Origin of the sequence: Bacillus sonorensis NBRC 101234 = KCTC 13918 (genome assembly GCF_001592005.1) — a bacterium.
In the GTDB taxonomy this organism is placed as follows: Bacteria; Bacillota; Bacilli; order Bacillales; family Bacillaceae; genus Bacillus; species Bacillus sonorensis.
In genome coordinates this window covers 121668-137908 of the sequence record NZ_BCVZ01000004.1, presented here as the reverse complement: position 1 = coordinate 137908, position 16241 = coordinate 121668, and the positions used below count along the sequence as shown (strand labels likewise).

Genomic DNA, 16241 nt, shown 5'->3' with positions numbered 1-16241 from the left:
CAATGGAGGATCTCTTTCTTAAGGCTCTTCCCCTCCTTCATGAGCTGAAAAAACACGGCTGGCAGGCCTACTTTGTCGGCGGCGCCGTCAGGGACGTACATATGAACCGCGCTGTCGGGGACATTGACATCGCAACAGACGCACCGCCTGAGGAAATCGAGAATATCTTTCCAAAGACAATCGATGTCGGCAAGGAACACGGTACGATCATCGTTCTCTTTGATGGCGAGTCTTATGAAGTGACCACGTTCCGGGCTGAACTCGAATATGAGGACCATAGAAGGCCGAGCGGGGTTCATTTCATCAAATCGCTGAAAGAGGATTTAAAACGCCGCGATTTAACGATCAACGCCATGGCGATGGATGCTGACGGCAAGCTGATCGATTATTTCGGCGGTCTGCAGGATATTAAAGAAAAGGTGATTCAAACGGTCGGCGACCCGGCGGAACGCTTCCATGAAGACGCCCTCCGCATGCTGCGGGCGCTCCGTTTTATGAGCCAGCTTGAATTTGCGCTTTCCGGGAAGACAAAAACAGCGATTTGTGAAAATCGCCAACTTTTGGCGCATATTTCAACAGAGCGCAAAACAGTTGAATTTGAAAAGCTTTTAAAAGGAAAAGCGGCTGACCGGGCGCTTGCCATGGCGGCGGATACCGGGCTGTACAAAGAACTGCCCGGCCTGGCCGGCAAAAAGGACGGCGTCCGGTCTGCCGGCGTTTTTCCTTTTTATAAGCTTGAAAAAAGAGCAGACATCTGGGCGGCCTTCATCTCCATGGTGTCCATTGATGCAGCCGATGCCCCCGCTTTTTTGAAATCATGGAAACTCCCGGGGAAAATCATCAAACAAGCGGTTCACGTCGCCGAATCCATCGAAAAAAAATGGGACAGGCTGTCGATGTATGAGGCCGGTGAAGAAACGCTTCTTTCAGCATGCAAGATTCACATGCTGAAGGAAAAGGGCGAAATCGACGATCGGCGGTTGGCGGAAATCAGACAAGCTTACATGGAGCTGCCGATTAAAAGTCTGAAAGACCTCGCCGTGACGGGCGGTGACCTTCTCAATCTGAGAAACAAGCCGCCGGGCAAATGGGTCTCAGAAGATTTAAAACAGATTGAACTGGCCGTTTTAAAGGGCGAGCTCGCCAATCAAAAAAAAGCCATAGAGGAGTGGCTGGACGCATGCAGTCAAACTTAAGAAAAAAACTCATTCAATTGTTTACAGAGGCCGACGGAGAATTCATCTCAGGCCAGAAAATCAGTGAAGAGCTCGGCTGCTCCAGAACGGCGGTCTGGAAGCACATTGAAGAGCTGAGGAAATCAGGGTATGAGTTAGAAGCGGTCAGGAAGCTCGGCTATAAAATGAAAAAAAAGCCTGATAAGATCAGCGAAGATGAAATCAGGCTCGGCTTGAAAACGGAAAAAATGGGCCAAACCATTCATTTTCAGGATGTCGTGGCTTCTACGCAGAAAATCGCTCATGAACTGGCCAATAACGGCGCTCCGGAAGGAACGATCGTCGTAGCTGATAAACAGACGGAAGGACGGGGGAGAATGTCGAGGGCATGGCACTCCCCTGAGGGAACGGGAATCTGGATGAGCCTGATACTAAGACCTGAGATTCCCGTGCAAAAAACACCGCAGCTGACGCTTTTGGCCGCTGTGGCGATCGTCCAGGCGATCGAAGAGCAAACGGGCATCGTCGCCGAAATTAAATGGCCGAACGATATTTTAATCAACGGCAAAAAAGCGGTCGGAATTTTAACCGAATTGCAGGCTGAGGCAGATCAGGTTCACTCTGTCATTGTCGGCACAGGTATTAACGTCAACCAGCATGCTGACGATTTCCCGGGGGAGTTGCAGGAAACGGCGACAAGTCTGCGCATCGAAAGCGGCGAAAAAATCGACAGGGCGGCCCTCATTCAGACGATACTGTTAACCTTTGAAAAACGATACAGCGATTATCTGACACACGGTTTCAAGCCGATTAAACTTTTATGGGAAAGCTATGCGATCACATTGCATCGTCAATTGACCGCGCGGACGCTGTCTGGAACATTTCACGGCAAGGCGCTCGGGATCGATGATGAAGGCGTTCTCCTCTTGGAAACAAGCGACGGGATCAAAAAAATCTATTCCGCCGATATCGAAATCAATCCGTCATAGTTGGAACGGACGCGGCGTTTTTGGTATACTTCGATTGGGCAGTATCCGACGGAACTGCACCTGCAAAACGATTTTATTTTTCAATACAGTCTGCCTTGATCCAAAAAGGACTGGGACAGAGGGATGATTCTTGCCGATGATGGACGATTGAAATCTTCTTCGCGGAAGATTTTTTTACTGTCCGAAAAAAATAACGGCAGCTCATCTCCTCTAAAACAAGAGGAGGAGAAACACATGAAGACAAAACTGGATTTTTTAAACATGAAACAGAACGGAGAGCCGATCGTCATGCTGACGGCCTATGACTATCCGGGGGCAAAGCTTGCCGAACAAGCAGAAGTCGACATGATTCTAGTCGGCGATTCTCTCGGAATGGTCGTGCTCGGCCTTGACTCGACTGTATCGGTTACGGTGGCGGACATGATCCACCACACAAAAGCCGTAAAACGGGGAGCAAAGGATACATTTATCGTCACAGACATGCCGTTTATGTCCTATCACTGCTCACAGGAAGACGCACTCAAAAACGCCATGAAGATCGTTCAGGAGAGCGGGGCAGATGCTTTGAAGCTTGAGGGCGGAGACGGCGTGTTTGAAACGATTACAGCTTTAACAAGAGGCGGCATACCTGTGGTCAGCCATTTAGGCTTGACCCCTCAATCTGTCGGTGTCTTGGGAGGCTATAAAGTACAGGGAAAAGATGAAGAAAGCGCCAAAAAGCTGATTGAAGACAGCAGGCGCTGTGAAGAAGCGGGCGCGATGGCACTTGTGCTCGAATGCGTTCCAGCGAGACTGGCGGAACGGATTTCCAAAGAATTGACGATTCCGGTCATCGGCATCGGCGCCGGGGTCTACACAGACGGACAGGTGCTCGTTTACCATGATGTCGTCGGACACGGCGTCAGCAGGACGCCAAAGTTTGTCAAACAATATGCCCAGATTGATCCGCCGATCAAAGCGGCGCTTTCCGGCTATGCCAACGATGTCAGAACCCGGGCCTTTCCTGAAGATTCTCATTCATTCCATATTGATCAAGAAGTGCTGGAAGGCTTATACGGAGGAAAATAAGCATGATTGAAATCAAAACAGCAAAAGACATGCAGTGTGTAACAAAAACATATCGAAAAGAAGGAAAAACAATCGGGTTCGTGCCGACGATGGGATTTCTTCATGAAGGGCATATGGCGCTTGCAGAAAAAGCGCGAAAAGAAAACGATATTGTCGTCATGAGCATTTTTGTCAATCCCCTTCAATTTGGTCCGGGTGAAGACTTTGAATCATATCCTAGGGATATCGAAAGAGACCGGAAGCTTGCGGAAGGAGGCGGAGTGGACGTTCTGTTCACTCCAGCCCCGGAAGACATGTACCAGCAGGAATCTACGGTTATCGTCAATGTCAAAAAAAGGACGGATGTCCTGTGCGGCCGTTCAAGGGTTGGGCATTTTGACGGTGTCGCGACAGTGCTGACCAAATTGTTCAACCTCACGTCTCCGACAAGGGTTTATTTTGGGATGAAGGATGCGCAGCAGGTCGCTGTGGTCGACGGTTTGATCAATGATTTCTTCATGGATATCAAGCTGGTTCCCGTTGATACGGTGCGGGAAGAGGACGGCCTTGCCAAAAGCTCGCGGAATGTGTATCTTTCAAAAAGCGAGCGCGAGGAAGCGGCCGCTCTCTATCAGTCGCTTCAGCACGGCGCCCGGCTAATAGCCGATGGAGAGCGGAATCCGGACGTCATTATGGAAGAAGTGCGCGGTATGTTGAATAAAACGAGCGGTGTCATTGATTACGCTGAGATTTATTCATATCCCGACCTCAAGAGCAGGGAAATGCTGAGCGGGAAAATCATTATAGCGGTGGCCGTCAAATTTTCCAAAGCCCGCTTAATTGATAATATAATTATCGATATTCCCGATGATCGAAAGGAGGACCTATGATGTACCGGACGTTAATGAGCGCAAAGCTGCATAGAGCGAGAGTCACCGAGGCCAACTTAAACTATGTCGGCAGCGTGACGATTGATGAAGATTTATTGGATGCCGTCGGAATGATGGCAAATGAAAAAGTGCAAATTGTAAATAATAATAACGGCGCCCGGCTGGAAACGTATATCATTCCCGGTGAAAGGGGGAGCGGCGTCATTTGTCTCAATGGAGCGGCCGCCCGGCTCGTTCAAAAAGGAGATGTCGTCATTATTGTGTCCTACGCGATGATGACGGAGGAAGAGGCGAAGCATCACAAGCCGAAAGTAGCCGTTTTGAACGAGAAGAACGAAATCGAGCAAATGCTTGGGTTTGAGCCGGCCCGTACCATTCTGTAGAGCCCCCACCGCTGGGGGCTTTCATGTCGTTTTGGGAAGAACTTTTGAAAAGAGGCCTGTTTTTTCAGCCGCTGTCCTCATGTACTTTCTAAAAACGTGTTACACTTTTGTTGAACGTATCAAAATTGAGGTGTCCATTGAATGAACAATCAACGGTATGTAGTTATTGATGTGGAAACGACAGGGAATTCGCCGAAAAAAGGCGACAAAATTATTCAAATTGCAGCGGTTGTGATTGAAAATGGACAAATTACCGAACGTTTCTCCAAATATGTGAACCCGAACCAGCCTATTCCCCCATTTATTGAACAGCTGACGGGAATCACAAATGAGATGGTTGAACATGAAGAGCCGTTTTCGGCGATTGCAGAAGATATATTTGAGCTCCTCAATGAAAGCTGCTTTATCGCCCATAATATCCATTTTGATCTCGGGTTTGTCAAACACGAACTGAAGCGCGCGGGCTTCGACGGACTTGAGTGCAATGTGCTCGACACGGTGGAATTGGCCAGAATCGTTTATCCCCGTTTTGACGGCTACAAGCTGACAGAGCTGAGCGAAGAACTGAAGCTCAAGCATGACAATCCGCATAGAGCAGACAGCGATGCGGAAGTGACCGCAATGATTTTCCTACATATCTTGGACAGATTGAAGCGCCTGCCGCTTCCCGTCCTGAAAGCGATCAGGCGTCTGTCATGGCATCTGATCAGCGATGCGCAGGAGCTCTTTGACAGCCTGATCATCCAAAAAGACGGCCGTTCAGAGCTTGAAGCAGGGTATATAAAAATCGGTTCATTTGTCATGAAAGCGCCCGATACTCAGGCGGAAGACTTTGAAGAGTCCCGTTCCGAAGCTTTGCCTGAAACGCTTATTTGGGAGGAAGAAGGGGGCCTTTCTTCCCTGAACCATTTTAAAAAAAGGGACGGACAGACAAAAATGATGAAAGAAGTCTGGACGGCTTTTTCGAATCATGAACATGCCCTGATCGAAGCGGCAACGGGAATCGGCAAAACACTCGGTTACCTCGTGCCTGCGGCCGTTCATGCGAAAAAAACCGAAAAACCCGTCGTGATCAGCACGTTTACAACCTTGCTTCAGCAGCAGATTTTAAATCAGGATATCCCGCTTATAAAACAGATCTTTCCATTCCCGATCAAAGCGGCGGTGCTGAAAGGCCGGTCCCATTATTTATGCATCCACAAATTCGAGCATATTCTGCACGAAGATGATGATAACTATGACGCCGTCCTGGCCAAGGCGCAAATTCTCGTCTGGCTGACGGATACGGAGACTGGCGACTTATCCGAAATCAACCTGCCATCCGGCGGAAAGCTGCTTTGGGAACGAATCGTGCATGATGACCGTTCTTACGAGAGAAACCGTCCGTATAAAGAGCTGTGTTTTTATGAAAGAGCAAAAGCGAAGGCAAATAAGGCCGATCTGATCATTACCAATCATGCGCTTCTGTTGACAGACGAAATTAATCAAAGAAGCCGCACCGCCGATGCGGATACATTGATTATCGATGAAGCCCACCACTTTGAACGGGCAGCGGCGGAACAGTTTGGAACAAGGGCGGACTATGTTTCGCTTCATAAGAAATTGATGCAGCTCGGCACCTTGAAACAAAGGGGGCTGCTCAAAAAAGCTGAACGGCTGTTCCGTTCTTTCGGCATCTCTTCAGAATCTTTTTTCCAGATGGATGAATGGCTCAGCCAGCTCATTGAAGAAAGCGATGTGTTTTTCACATCGGTTCATGCGTTTGTGAAACGGAGGAAACCAAAAAAGGATGTAAACCGTCTGCTTTATAAGGTAGCTCAAACCGGTGAAAACAGAGCTTGGAGCCGCCTTGAAGAAGGTGCAAGAAGGCTGTGCGCCATGCTGTTTTACATGCATCAGCTGTTTTTGGATCAAAAAGAGCAATTAACAGGAAAAACCGTCTCTTTCACAAGCCGGCAGTCGTTTCTTCTTGAAGAATATCAATCCTGTCTGGCATATCTCGAAGAGTACGGCAAAAAGCTCGGCCGTCTATTTTTTGAACCTGCTGAAGATGAGGTCGTCTGGATTGAAATCGATGCAAAAGGAGCGAAAAACGCGGCTTCCGTATATGCCCAGCCGCTGGATGCGGGCGAAATGCTGGCAGATCGCTTTTTTACCGAGAAAAAAAGCGTTGTTCTCACATCCGCAACGCTTGTCGTTGAAAACTCATTCAACTATATGATCAAAAAGCTCGGTCTAAGCGATTTTTATCCCAGAACCTTGCAAATCGAGTCGCCTTTTTCTTATGATAAGCGTATGAAAATCATGATTCCGACAGACATCAGCCCGATCCAAAATGATCATTCCGAAGACTATATCCAAGATGTTTGCCGGTATATCAAGGCGCTTTCAAAGCAGCGGAATGCCAAGGTACTCGTTTTGTTTACATCACATGACATGCTGCGCGACGTACACCAGCTGTTGAAAGACGATATCGACTTTCCGTGCCAGCTATTGGCTCAGGGCGTGTCAGGGGGAAGCCCCGTGAAGATCATGAAGGCCTTTAAATCGTGCCAGCATGCCGTCCTGCTCGGAACAAACCATTTTTGGGAAGGCGTCGACTTTCCGGGGGATGAGCTGACAACGCTGATCATTGCGAGGCTCCCTTTCAAGCCGCCCGATCATCCCGTCGAGTCGGCTAAGTGTGAAAGGGCGAAGAAAATGGGGGAAAGCCCGTTTCAGGCTGTTTCGCTTCCAGAAGCCGTTTTGACCTTTAGACAGGGAATCGGAAGGCTGCTGCGTTCTGAAGAGGATAGCGGTATGGTCGTGATCCTTGACCGACGGATCCGCACTTCTTCCTATGGCAGGGTGTTTATGAAAGCTTTGCCTCCCGCTTTAGTAGAAGAGCCGGATTTCCTTGAACTCGAAGCCTATATTTCAGGGCTGAATGCATAAAAGCCGCTTCAAGCGGCTCTTGGCATGGTGTGGATTAAGGTTTTATTTTTTGGCTGTTTATATAAACGGTTTAATCCGTTGTAACAACTATTATGGCTTATGGCAGACAGAGTATGAATAACAATTATTGTTTTGTGCGGAGGTATTTGATAATGGATAGCAAAATTGAAATTCTTTCTACAGTGACTGTTCAGCATTCAGAAGATCTGTATAAAATCGTCGATTTATTAAACAGGACGCTGAAACGCGATGATTTAATGTTCGGTCTCGCTCTTGATGAAGACGATCAAAAACAGGCGATTTTTACTATTTATCGGACGTAGGGGAGAAAAATGGGCAAAAAAACGTTAATTTTCATTCTGATATTTGGTATTATCTTTGTAACAGCAATTCTTGCCGGGGCGAATGTATACCAGACGGCAATGGATCAGAAAGAGAGCGGCCACCAGGAAGCTGCTGAAACAGCGAAGAAGAAAGCGGATTTAAAAGAGGTTGGCACCGTTGAAACGTTTGTCGGCAAGGAAAAACAGTACATTGTCGAAGGCAAGAACAAAAAGGGCGAAAAAATGTATGTATGGGTGTCGGCTGACAAAAAGCAGAAAACGATGTTTAAAAAAGCGGCGGACGGCATTTCAAGCCGTCAGGCAGCCAAAGCGGTTCAGGAAGAGGGCCTTTTGTCTGAATTAAAGGAGGTTCATCTGGCAAGGGAAGGCAATGTTCTATTGTGGGAAGTGACATACTTAAATAAAGATGGGCAATACAGTTTAAGTTATGTAGACTTTATAAATGGCAAAATTCACAAAAATATTACGCCTTAAGACGAAACAGGGGGAATCAAGTTGAATCTAGCTAAAAGAGTATCAGCATTAACACCGTCTGCGACATTGGCAATCACTGCAAAAGCAAAAGAATTAAAAGCGGCAGGGCATGATGTCATCGGCCTTGGTGCGGGAGAGCCGGATTTTAACACGCCGGAGCATATCATTGAGGCGGCTGTCCGCTCAATGAATGAGGGGCATACGAAATATACGCCTTCCGGAGGTCTTGCGCCGCTTAAAGACAGCATTGCAGACAAGTTCAAACGTGATCAGGGCATTGAATACAGCCAGTCGGAAATTATTGTATGTACAGGTGCGAAGCACGCTCTTTACACCCTTTTTCAAGTATTGCTGGATGAGGGGGACGAAGTCATTATTCCGACTCCATATTGGGTCAGCTACCCTGAACAAGTTAAGCTTGCAGGAGGACGTCCCGTATTTGTGGAAGGGCTTGAGGAAAACAGCTTTAAGATTTCTCCGGAGCAGCTCCAAAATGCAGTAACGAAAAAAACGAAAGCCGTGATCATCAATTCTCCAAGCAATCCGACAGGGATGATGTATACGGAAGAGGAGCTTAAAGCGATCGGCGACGTGTGCCTTCGCAACAATATCTTGATCGTATCTGATGAAATTTATGAAAAGCTGATTTACGGCGGAGGAAAACATGTGTCAATCGCACAGCTTTCCCCTGAACTGAAGGAACAGACGATCATCATTAACGGGGTTTCAAAATCGCACAGCATGACCGGCTGGAGAATCGGATATGCAGCTGGAAATCAAACCATCATCAAAGCGATGACAAACCTTGCCAGCCACAGCACGTCAAACCCGACTTCTGTCGCTCAATACGGCGCCATCGCCGCCTATAACGGGCCGCAGGAGCCGGTTGAAGAAATGAGAAAGGCCTTTGAAGAACGTCTGAACAAAGTATATGAACTGCTTTTGGATATTCCGGGATTCACCTGCCTGAAGCCTGAGGGCGCTTTTTATCTGTTCCCGAATGCAAAAAAAGCAGCCGAAGCATGCGGCTTTGCAACCGTTGACCAATTTGCTGAAGCGCTTCTCGAGGAGGAAAAAGTCGCGATAGTGCCGGGTTCCGGATTTGGCGCACCGGACAATATCCGCCTGTCATATGCGACATCCCTGCCGCTGTTGGAAGAAGCGGTGAAACGCATCCGCCGCTTTGTAGTCAATCACAGCAAATAAGTTTTAAAAGCGCCCGGTTCAAGGGCGCTTTTTTATGCTGCTGAAGATCTGTCCGGAATTCAAGGGTGGAACGGATTGACCGCATCCGTTTAAAAAAGGTATAATATACGTTATGGACGTCAGAGAGAAAACGGGTCAAGACCCTTTTCTTTGTTTTGGAGGGAAACGATAGTGAAAACAACAATCAACCAAGTGTACAAGCATGTTGGTGAAGAAGTGACAATCGGCGCCTGGGTCGCCAATAAACGCTCAAGCGGCAAAATCGCATTTTTGCAGCTTAGAGACGGGACAGGCTTTATCCAGGGAGTGGTCGTCAAAGCGGAAGTGGCTGAAGAGGTTTTCCAGACCGCTAAAACGGTCACACAGGAAACGTCTTTGTATGTAAAAGGCGTCGTCAAAAAGGATGAGCGTTCGCCTCTCGGATTTGAGCTTGCCGTGACTTCGCTTGATATCATCCATGAAGCGAAAGATTATCCGATTACGCCTAAAGAGCACGGAACAGAGTTTTTAATGGATCACAGACATCTGTGGCTTCGTTCCAAGCGGCAGCATGCAACGATGAAAATCCGAAACGAAATCATTCGGGCTACATACGAATTTTTCAATAAAGAAGGCTTTGTCAAAGTCGATCCTCCGATTTTGACAGGCAGCGCTCCAGAAGGAACGACAGAGCTTTTTGCGACGAAGTATTTTGATGAAGACGCCTATTTGTCCCAAAGCGGCCAGCTCTATATGGAAGCGGCTGCGATGGCTTTAGGAAAAGTCTTTTCATTCGGACCGACCTTTAGAGCGGAAAAATCAAAAACAAAACGCCATTTGATTGAGTTTTGGATGATTGAGCCTGAAATGGCTTTCGTTGAATTCAATGAAAACCTTGAAGTGCAGGAAAACTACGTATCATTTGTCGTCCAAAGCGTTCTTGAAAACTGCAAAATCGAATTGGAGACGCTTGGAAGAGACACATCCAAACTCGAGCAGATCAAAGCGCCGTTCCCGCGGATTACTTATGATGAAGCGATTCAGTTCTTAAAAGATAAAGGCTTTGATGATATTGAATGGGGCGATGATTTTGGGGCGCCTCATGAAACGGCGATTGCCGAAAGCTATGACAAGCCTGTGTTCATTACACATTACCCGACATCTTTAAAGCCGTTTTACATGCAGCCTGCGCCTGACAGGGAAGACGTCGTGCTGTGCGCGGACTTGATTGCTCCTGAAGGCTACGGCGAGATCATCGGCGGCTCAGAACGCATCCATGATCTTGAGCTTTTGGAATCACGGCTGAAAGAGCACGGATTGGAATCAGATGCTTACAAATGGTATGCCGAGCTGAGAAAATACGGTTCAGTACCGCATTCAGGTTTTGGACTCGGTTTGGAGCGGACGGTTGCTTGGATCTGCGGCTCGCCGCATGTCCGTGAAACGATTCCGTTCCCAAGACTGCTAAATCGTTTATATCCTTAATAAAAAGTCTCCTGCTGCGACAGGAGACTTTTTCACAGTCATCCTGATATACTGAAAGGTAAGAGGTGTATCAAATGAAAAAACAGCAATTTATTAAGATGCAGGAAATGGGGTCAGTCAGCGTTCCAAATCTGCTTTTTATGAACTACCGGGAGCTTGGCCTGAATGAAACAGAGTTCATGCTGCTGCTCAACATCAAAATGCATGTGGAAAAAGGATCTTTTTTTCCCACGCCCGAAGAATTAAGCAAAACGATGTCGATAGCGACTGAACAATGTATGGATATGTTGAGGATTTTTATCCAAAAAGGCTTCCTCTATATAGAAGAATGCGAAGACCAGCACGGCATCAAGTCTGAAAAATATTCACTCGAACCTTTGTGGAGCAAACTGTTTGATCATCTCGAGATGGCTGAGAAGAAAAAACGGGAGGAGCAGCATGAAGGCGAGCAAAAAAGTCTTTATACGATATTTGAAGAAGAGTTTGCAAGACCTTTGTCGCCGTTGGAATGCGAGACGCTCAACGTTTGGCTTGACCAGGACCACCACGATGTGCAGATGATCAAGCAGGCGCTAAAAGAAGCCGTCATGTCAGGAAAATTGAATTTCCGCTATATTGACCGTATTCTTTTTGAATGGAAGAAAAACGGAATCAAAACAGTCGAACAAGCCGTAAGCTACAGCCAAAAATTCAGGCGCAAGACGCCCCGGCAGAGCGAGCAAAAGGAGTATACAAGGCAGGTTCCTTTTTACAATTGGCTTGAACATTAAAGTGAAAAGGTGAAGAGATGTTAACGAAAAAACAAATCGAATTTTGCTTAGAAACGATTGGCGACATGTTTCCCGATGCGGAATGCGAATTAGTTCACGACAACCCGTTTGAACTCGTCATCGCTGTCGCGCTTTCCGCTCAATGCACAGATGCCTTGGTCAACAAAGTGACAAAAACGCTGTTTCAAAAATATAAAAAGCCGGAGGATTATCTCGCGGTTCCGCTGGAAGAGCTTCAGCAGGACATCAAGTCGATCGGTCTGTACCGCAACAAAGCGAAAAACATTCAAAAGCTGTGCAAAATGCTGATCGAAGAATATGGGGGAGAAGTCCCAAGAGACAGAGATGAATTGGTCAAGCTTCCTGGCGTAGGGAGAAAAACGGCCAATGTCGTCGTCTCCGTCGCGTTCGGCGTACCGGCGATTGCCGTAGACACTCATGTAGAAAGGGTGTCGAAAAGGCTCGGCTTTTGCCGCTGGAAAGATTCAGTTACAGAAGTCGAAAAAACGCTGATGAAAAAAATACCTGAGTCAGAGTGGTCAGCCACACACCATAGACTCATCTTTTTCGGACGCTACCACTGCAAAGCGCAAAGGCCGAAATGTGAAGAATGTCCGCTGTTTTCTTTGTGCCGGGAAGGGCAGAAGCGCTATAAAAAAGGACTGGTGAAGCTGCCGTGACAAGCGTTTCACTTTTATATGAATATGAACAATCGCTCAGAAAGGTCAAGCCTGAACATGATGACAGGCTTGCCATTCTGTCTGAGAATCCGCTGTTTTTTGATCTGTTGATGGAGGAGGGGGCGGCAAAACCATGGGAAAATGCCCAAGAATGGGTGCCGCTTCTTTTTCAAATCTGGGAGAATACGAAAGAAGGGCTTCTTCCCGTCTTTCAAACGAGAAAATCAAGGTGCAGCCGGGACGAGATGCTAAAAGGGGTCTGCTGTTTGATCACAAGCTTCCATTGGACGATGAGAGAGCCCGTCACAACGCTGAGATGGGAGACGATCATTCAGAAAAACTTTCCCGTTAAGCCGATCAATTGGACGGAACGTCTTGAATTCATCTTGTTAAAGCCGACCCAGTACCATTGTTTTATCCAGCTTGATGAACTGTTTACGGAAATGAAAAAACAATTTTATAAATATGCCGCGATGAATAAATAAAGACCACTCACAATTTGTGAGTGGTCTTTATTTTTAATTGCCGGATTGAGTTTCTGTCTGGTTTCCGGAATTGTTTGTTTGATCTTTGTCATTACCTGGTTTTTGGCTGCCGGAATCTGAAGAATCATCTTGATCTTCATCTTTTCTGCCATTGTTGTTGTCCGTATTGCCCGGGTTTTGATTTTGGTTATTATTGTCCGTATCGCCAGGGTTTTGTTTTTGGTCATCCGGCTGATCAGTGTTTCCGTTGTTTTGCTTATCTTTGTCTTCATCTTCGTCTTTGTTCTTCTGATCGTCATCTTGATTTTGCTGATCTTCATCTGTTTTTGACTCGTCGTCACTGGCAGCATTGACTTGAAGCGTCACAGAAGCCGGATCGCTTTCATTGTCATCGGTGACGGCCGTGACTTGGAATCTGTAGACAGATCCTTCTTTGGCATTCGGTATGACGGCCTCTTTGGCGCTGCTGTTTTGGATCTCGCTGTATCCTCCTCCGTCGACCGACTGTTTGACTTTAAATGTAGCATCATCATCACCTGAATATGACCACTTCAGTTTAATGCTCTTCGATGCTTCATCATACTCGGCGCTCAAGCCGGATGGTTTTGTTACATCTTCTTTTTCTTCATACTGCTTTGAAACGGTTGTCGGCTGTGTGCCTTTCACGAAATACTCGGTCGTCTTTTTATCGCTTGGCGTACCGCTGCTTGCCAGCGCCGGCGGATTTGATCCTTTCAGTACGGTCGCTTCCACGACGCTGTCAGGCTTATTGAATGATCCGCTGCCATCGTCAACCTTGGCAATGACCTGTTTAAACAAGATCTTGGCGATTTGCTGTTCGCTCGCACTCAGCGAATTATGGCCTTTTTTGCCGGTCCAGACGGCTGCTGTATATTGCGGCGTATAGCCGACAAACCACGAATCTTTCGCACCGTTCGGATTGATGCCGTATTTTTTAATGTCGGCTTCTTCAAAGTTCGTTGTTCCGGTTTTTCCGGCTACGGTAACGCCAGGGACCTGTGCGGCTGTTCCCGTTCCTGATTGAACAGCGGTTTTCAGCATATCCGTCATCATAAACGCGGTGTAATCGCTCATTGCAGCTTTCGACTCAGGCTTTAGGTCAAGTTTTGTGCCGTCATTGAATTCAACTTTTGTAACGAAATGCGGCTCATTATAGTAGCCATTGTTACCGAACGCGCTGTATGCGCCCGCCATTTGAACAGTGGAGACACCGTTTCCGAAGCCTCCGATTGCATATGCCTCAGACATCTCATCTGAATCAAGCGAAAGACCGAGACCTTTTGCGAACTTGGCGACGTTTTCCTTGCCGGCAGCCTGGAACGCTTTTAAAGCCGGAATGTTACGTGAATCGGCAAGCGCCTCTCTCATTGATATCCAATCTCTATACCTGTGGTCGTAGTTATGAATTTCCTGTCCTGTGGAATACTTATATGGTTCATCTTTTATTTGCTCATATGTCGACCACTTTTCGTTTTCGATGACAGGGCCGTAGTCAAGGATCGGCTTGATCGTTGAACCCGGCTGACGTTTTTCATTAACCGCATAGTTCCAATCGCCGGCATTTCGATTGCGTCCGCCGCCGATCGCTCGGATTTCGCCGGTTTTTGTATCAAGCAGTGTTATACCGGCCTGCATTTTCTCGGTGTACGGAATTGAATCGCTTTCCATAAGATCATCAACATAATTCTGTGCATCTGTATCAAGCGTCGTGTAAATTTTCAGTCCGTCTGTACTTGGTGTGACATGTGCTTTAGATTCGACTTCTTTTACAGCTTCTTCGACAAAGTCACTGTATTTATTAGAGTTTGTTTTTGCATACTGTTTAGGCGACACAAGCCCTTTTTTCACAGACACTTTTTTCGCTTTGTTGTATTCTGCGTCTGACAGGAAGCCGTGTTTGTTCATCAGGCTTAAGACGATATTCCGCCTTTTTTCGGCTTGTTCAGGGTGTTTCACCGGGTTGTAGTTGTTCGGGCTTTGCGGCATTCCGGCAAGCGTCGCGGCCTGCTCCACCGTCAAGTCCTTCAAATTGGTGATTCCGTAGAACTGCTCTGCCGCTTTGCCGACACCATAAGCCTGCGGTGAGAAATAAATCCGGTTTAGATACATTTCAAGAATTTCGTCTTTTGAATATTTTCGTTCAAGCTGAAGGGACAGCCATACTTCCTGGACTTTTCGCTTCAGCGTTTTTTCATGTGACAGAAGGGAGTTTTTAACGACCTGCTGTGTGATCGTACTTCCGCCTTCTGAACCGAATCCGCCCTCAAAGTTTGCGAGAAGCGCTCCCCCGATACGGATCGGGTCAACCCCGTGGTGATCGTAGAAACGGGCATCCTCTGTCGCGAGGAAAGCGTTTTTGACATTATCCGGTATATCTTTAATCGACACATACTTCCGTTTTTCCGAGCCGAGCTCCGCGATTTTTTTCCCGTTTTTATCATAGATGGTGGACGAATACGGCGTTTTCAGCTTGGCTTCGTCAAGGGACGGTGCGTCGGCCACCATGACTGCAAATGTGACACCTCCGGCAATTAAGCCGATGACGCCGATGATCAAAATAGATAAAAGAATCTTTTTAAATAGTCCGGCTTTCTTCTTTTTCTTGGGTTTAGAATGAGTATTAGACCTGCTTTTGCCCTGTTGGGCTCTTCGCCGTTCCTGGCGGCTGTTAAATTGATCTGACATAACATCTCAACCTTTCGTAGTTAAACCTTTCCGCTCACATGACTTTAAAATCATAATTTATGATGGCGAAAAATACAACTGGTCAATAACTTTAATATAATCAATTCTTGGCGCATATCCAAGCGAAATGGAGTGAGCGGCTTCTTCAAGCTCATCTTTTCTGATCGATTTTCTGCCGTTTTGCTGTTTCCTTTCCCAGAAACCAAACAATTTTTCAGCTTCCAGAAAATAAATTTCTCCAAATGCGGATATAATAACAAAGCAAATGCCGCCTTGCGCCACGACCTGTTTCATATGCTTAATCTGATGGTCGTGGAAATTCTGCAAGGGGAAGGATGTACGGCTTTTTGTTTCTTTCGCTTCAAAATCGATGTAGCGCCCTTTATAAACCCCATTGTAATCTGTCGTTGACGATTGTTTGAAATACGCTTCTTTTATGACAGCGGCGCTTCGCTTCGGATAATCGACTTGTACGATCTGCACAGGGGTCGGTTTTTTATGGATGACCGCAATGGAATGATTTAGATAATATATATTCGTTTCATTCAAATCATCTTCGAGGGTCATTCCGCGATTGCTGTACGACGTCTTTTTATTTAAGGATGAGGCAGTTGGTTTCGGCTGATAGGTTTTACCGTTCGGATAGCGAATCACTTTCTTCATCCTCCTTTTTAAAAAAATCTGGAAACAAACG

15 protein-coding genes are annotated in these 16241 nt (G+C 46.8%); 13 read left to right on the top strand and 2 right to left on the bottom strand.

Translation table 11 applies throughout. The features are described 5' to 3' along the window. The first annotated feature begins 2 nt into the window (after positions 1–2). From BTR1S_RS07600 to BTR1S_RS07545, 13 genes are all read left to right on the top strand, one after another. Positions 3–1196 carry a CCA tRNA nucleotidyltransferase gene (locus tag BTR1S_RS07600; RefSeq protein ID WP_006636380.1) on the top strand — a complete coding sequence of 398 codons (1194 nt, stop codon included), beginning with the start codon at positions 3–5 and terminating at the stop codon, positions 1194–1196. Continuing rightward, on the top strand, positions 1181–2164 hold the full coding sequence (locus tag BTR1S_RS07595) for a bifunctional biotin--[acetyl-CoA-carboxylase] synthetase/biotin operon repressor (RefSeq protein WP_006636379.1): 984 nt from the start codon (positions 1181–1183) through the stop codon (positions 2162–2164). The genes BTR1S_RS07600 and BTR1S_RS07595 overlap by 16 nt, the downstream gene beginning before the upstream one ends. 234 nt (positions 2165–2398) lie before the next feature. Next, positions 2399–3232, top strand: coding sequence for a 3-methyl-2-oxobutanoate hydroxymethyltransferase (gene panB, locus BTR1S_RS07590; protein WP_006636378.1), 834 nt, complete (start codon positions 2399–2401; stop codon positions 3230–3232). A gap of 2 nt (positions 3233–3234) precedes the next feature. Beyond that, a complete protein-coding gene (panC, locus tag BTR1S_RS07585; protein ID WP_006636377.1) occupies positions 3235–4101 on the top strand; it encodes a pantoate--beta-alanine ligase in 867 nt (288 codons plus the stop codon). Continuing rightward, entirely contained in the window at positions 4101–4484 is a 384-nt protein-coding gene (panD, locus tag BTR1S_RS07580; RefSeq protein WP_006636376.1) for an aspartate 1-decarboxylase, read from the top strand. Before panC ends, panD begins: the two co-directional genes overlap by 1 nt. A 141-nt stretch (positions 4485–4625) precedes the next feature. Continuing rightward, entirely contained in the window at positions 4626–7418 is a 2793-nt protein-coding gene (gene dinG, locus BTR1S_RS07575) for an ATP-dependent DNA helicase DinG (RefSeq protein WP_029418356.1), read from the top strand. A gap of 152 nt (positions 7419–7570) precedes the next feature. After that, positions 7571–7741, top strand: coding sequence for a YpmA family protein (locus BTR1S_RS21790; protein ID WP_006636374.1), 171 nt, complete (start codon positions 7571–7573; stop codon positions 7739–7741). Positions 7742–7750: 9 nt separating this feature from the next. Beyond that, positions 7751–8236 carry a cell wall elongation/penicillin-binding protein regulator TseB gene (gene tseB / locus BTR1S_RS07570; RefSeq protein ID WP_029418357.1) on the top strand — a complete coding sequence of 162 codons (486 nt, stop codon included), beginning with the start codon at positions 7751–7753 and terminating at the stop codon, positions 8234–8236. A gap of 21 nt (positions 8237–8257) precedes the next feature. Beyond that, on the top strand, positions 8258–9442 hold the full coding sequence (locus BTR1S_RS07565; protein WP_006636372.1) for a pyridoxal phosphate-dependent aminotransferase: 1185 nt from the start codon (positions 8258–8260) through the stop codon (positions 9440–9442). Positions 9443–9613: 171 nt separating this feature from the next. Beyond that, positions 9614–10906: an asparagine--tRNA ligase gene (gene asnS / locus BTR1S_RS07560; protein ID WP_006636371.1), complete on the top strand. Its 1293-nt coding sequence runs from the start codon at positions 9614–9616 to the stop codon at positions 10904–10906. Positions 10907–10980: 74 nt separating this feature from the next. Next, positions 10981–11676, top strand: a complete 696-nt coding sequence (locus BTR1S_RS07555) for a DnaD domain-containing protein (protein WP_006636370.1) — start codon at positions 10981–10983, stop codon at positions 11674–11676. 17 nt (positions 11677–11693) lie between these two features. After that, positions 11694–12356 carry an endonuclease III gene (gene nth / locus BTR1S_RS07550; protein WP_006636369.1) on the top strand — a complete coding sequence of 221 codons (663 nt, stop codon included), beginning with the start codon at positions 11694–11696 and terminating at the stop codon, positions 12354–12356. Continuing rightward, on the top strand, positions 12353–12841 hold the full coding sequence (locus BTR1S_RS07545; RefSeq protein ID WP_006636368.1) for a YpoC family protein: 489 nt from the start codon (positions 12353–12355) through the stop codon (positions 12839–12841). The genes nth and BTR1S_RS07545 overlap by 4 nt, the downstream gene beginning before the upstream one ends. A gap of 33 nt (positions 12842–12874) precedes the next feature. On the opposite strand, the gene BTR1S_RS07540 is transcribed toward BTR1S_RS07545, so the two are convergent. Both BTR1S_RS07540 and recU read right to left on the bottom strand, forming a co-directional pair. Then, the gene (locus BTR1S_RS07540) at positions 12875–15547 is read right to left on the bottom strand and encodes a PBP1A family penicillin-binding protein (protein ID WP_029418358.1); all 2673 of its coding nucleotides are present in this window, start codon (positions 15545–15547) and stop codon (positions 12875–12877) included. 57 nt (positions 15548–15604) lie between these two features. Then, positions 15605–16201, bottom strand: coding sequence for a Holliday junction resolvase RecU (recU, locus tag BTR1S_RS07535; RefSeq protein WP_006636366.1), 597 nt, complete (start codon positions 16199–16201; stop codon positions 15605–15607). Positions 16202–16241 lie beyond the last annotated feature (40 nt).

What these genes read in the sequence shown, in the direction of transcription:
- BTR1S_RS07600 (WP_006636380.1), top strand. Translation starts at nt 3, where the DNA reads ATGGAGGATCTCTTTCTTAAGGCTCTTCCCCTCCTTCATGAGCTGAAA.
- BTR1S_RS07595 (WP_006636379.1), top strand. Translation starts at nt 1,181, where the DNA reads ATGCAGTCAAACTTAAGAAAAAAACTCATTCAATTGTTTACAGAGGCC.
- panD (WP_006636376.1), top strand. Translation starts at nt 4,101, where the DNA reads ATGTACCGGACGTTAATGAGCGCAAAGCTGCATAGAGCGAGAGTCACC.
- BTR1S_RS07540 (WP_029418358.1), bottom strand. Translation starts at nt 15,547, where the DNA reads ATGTCAGATCAATTTAACAGCCGCCAGGAACGGCGAAGAGCCCAACAG.
- nth (WP_006636369.1), top strand. Translation starts at nt 11,694, where the DNA reads ATGTTAACGAAAAAACAAATCGAATTTTGCTTAGAAACGATTGGCGAC.
- dinG (WP_029418356.1), top strand. Translation starts at nt 4,626, where the DNA reads ATGAACAATCAACGGTATGTAGTTATTGATGTGGAAACGACAGGGAAT.
- panB (WP_006636378.1), top strand. Translation starts at nt 2,399, where the DNA reads ATGAAGACAAAACTGGATTTTTTAAACATGAAACAGAACGGAGAGCCG.
- panC (WP_006636377.1), top strand. Translation starts at nt 3,235, where the DNA reads ATGATTGAAATCAAAACAGCAAAAGACATGCAGTGTGTAACAAAAACA.
- BTR1S_RS07555 (WP_006636370.1), top strand. Translation starts at nt 10,981, where the DNA reads ATGAAAAAACAGCAATTTATTAAGATGCAGGAAATGGGGTCAGTCAGC.
- BTR1S_RS21790 (WP_006636374.1), top strand. Translation starts at nt 7,571, where the DNA reads ATGGATAGCAAAATTGAAATTCTTTCTACAGTGACTGTTCAGCATTCA.
- tseB (WP_029418357.1), top strand. Translation starts at nt 7,751, where the DNA reads ATGGGCAAAAAAACGTTAATTTTCATTCTGATATTTGGTATTATCTTT.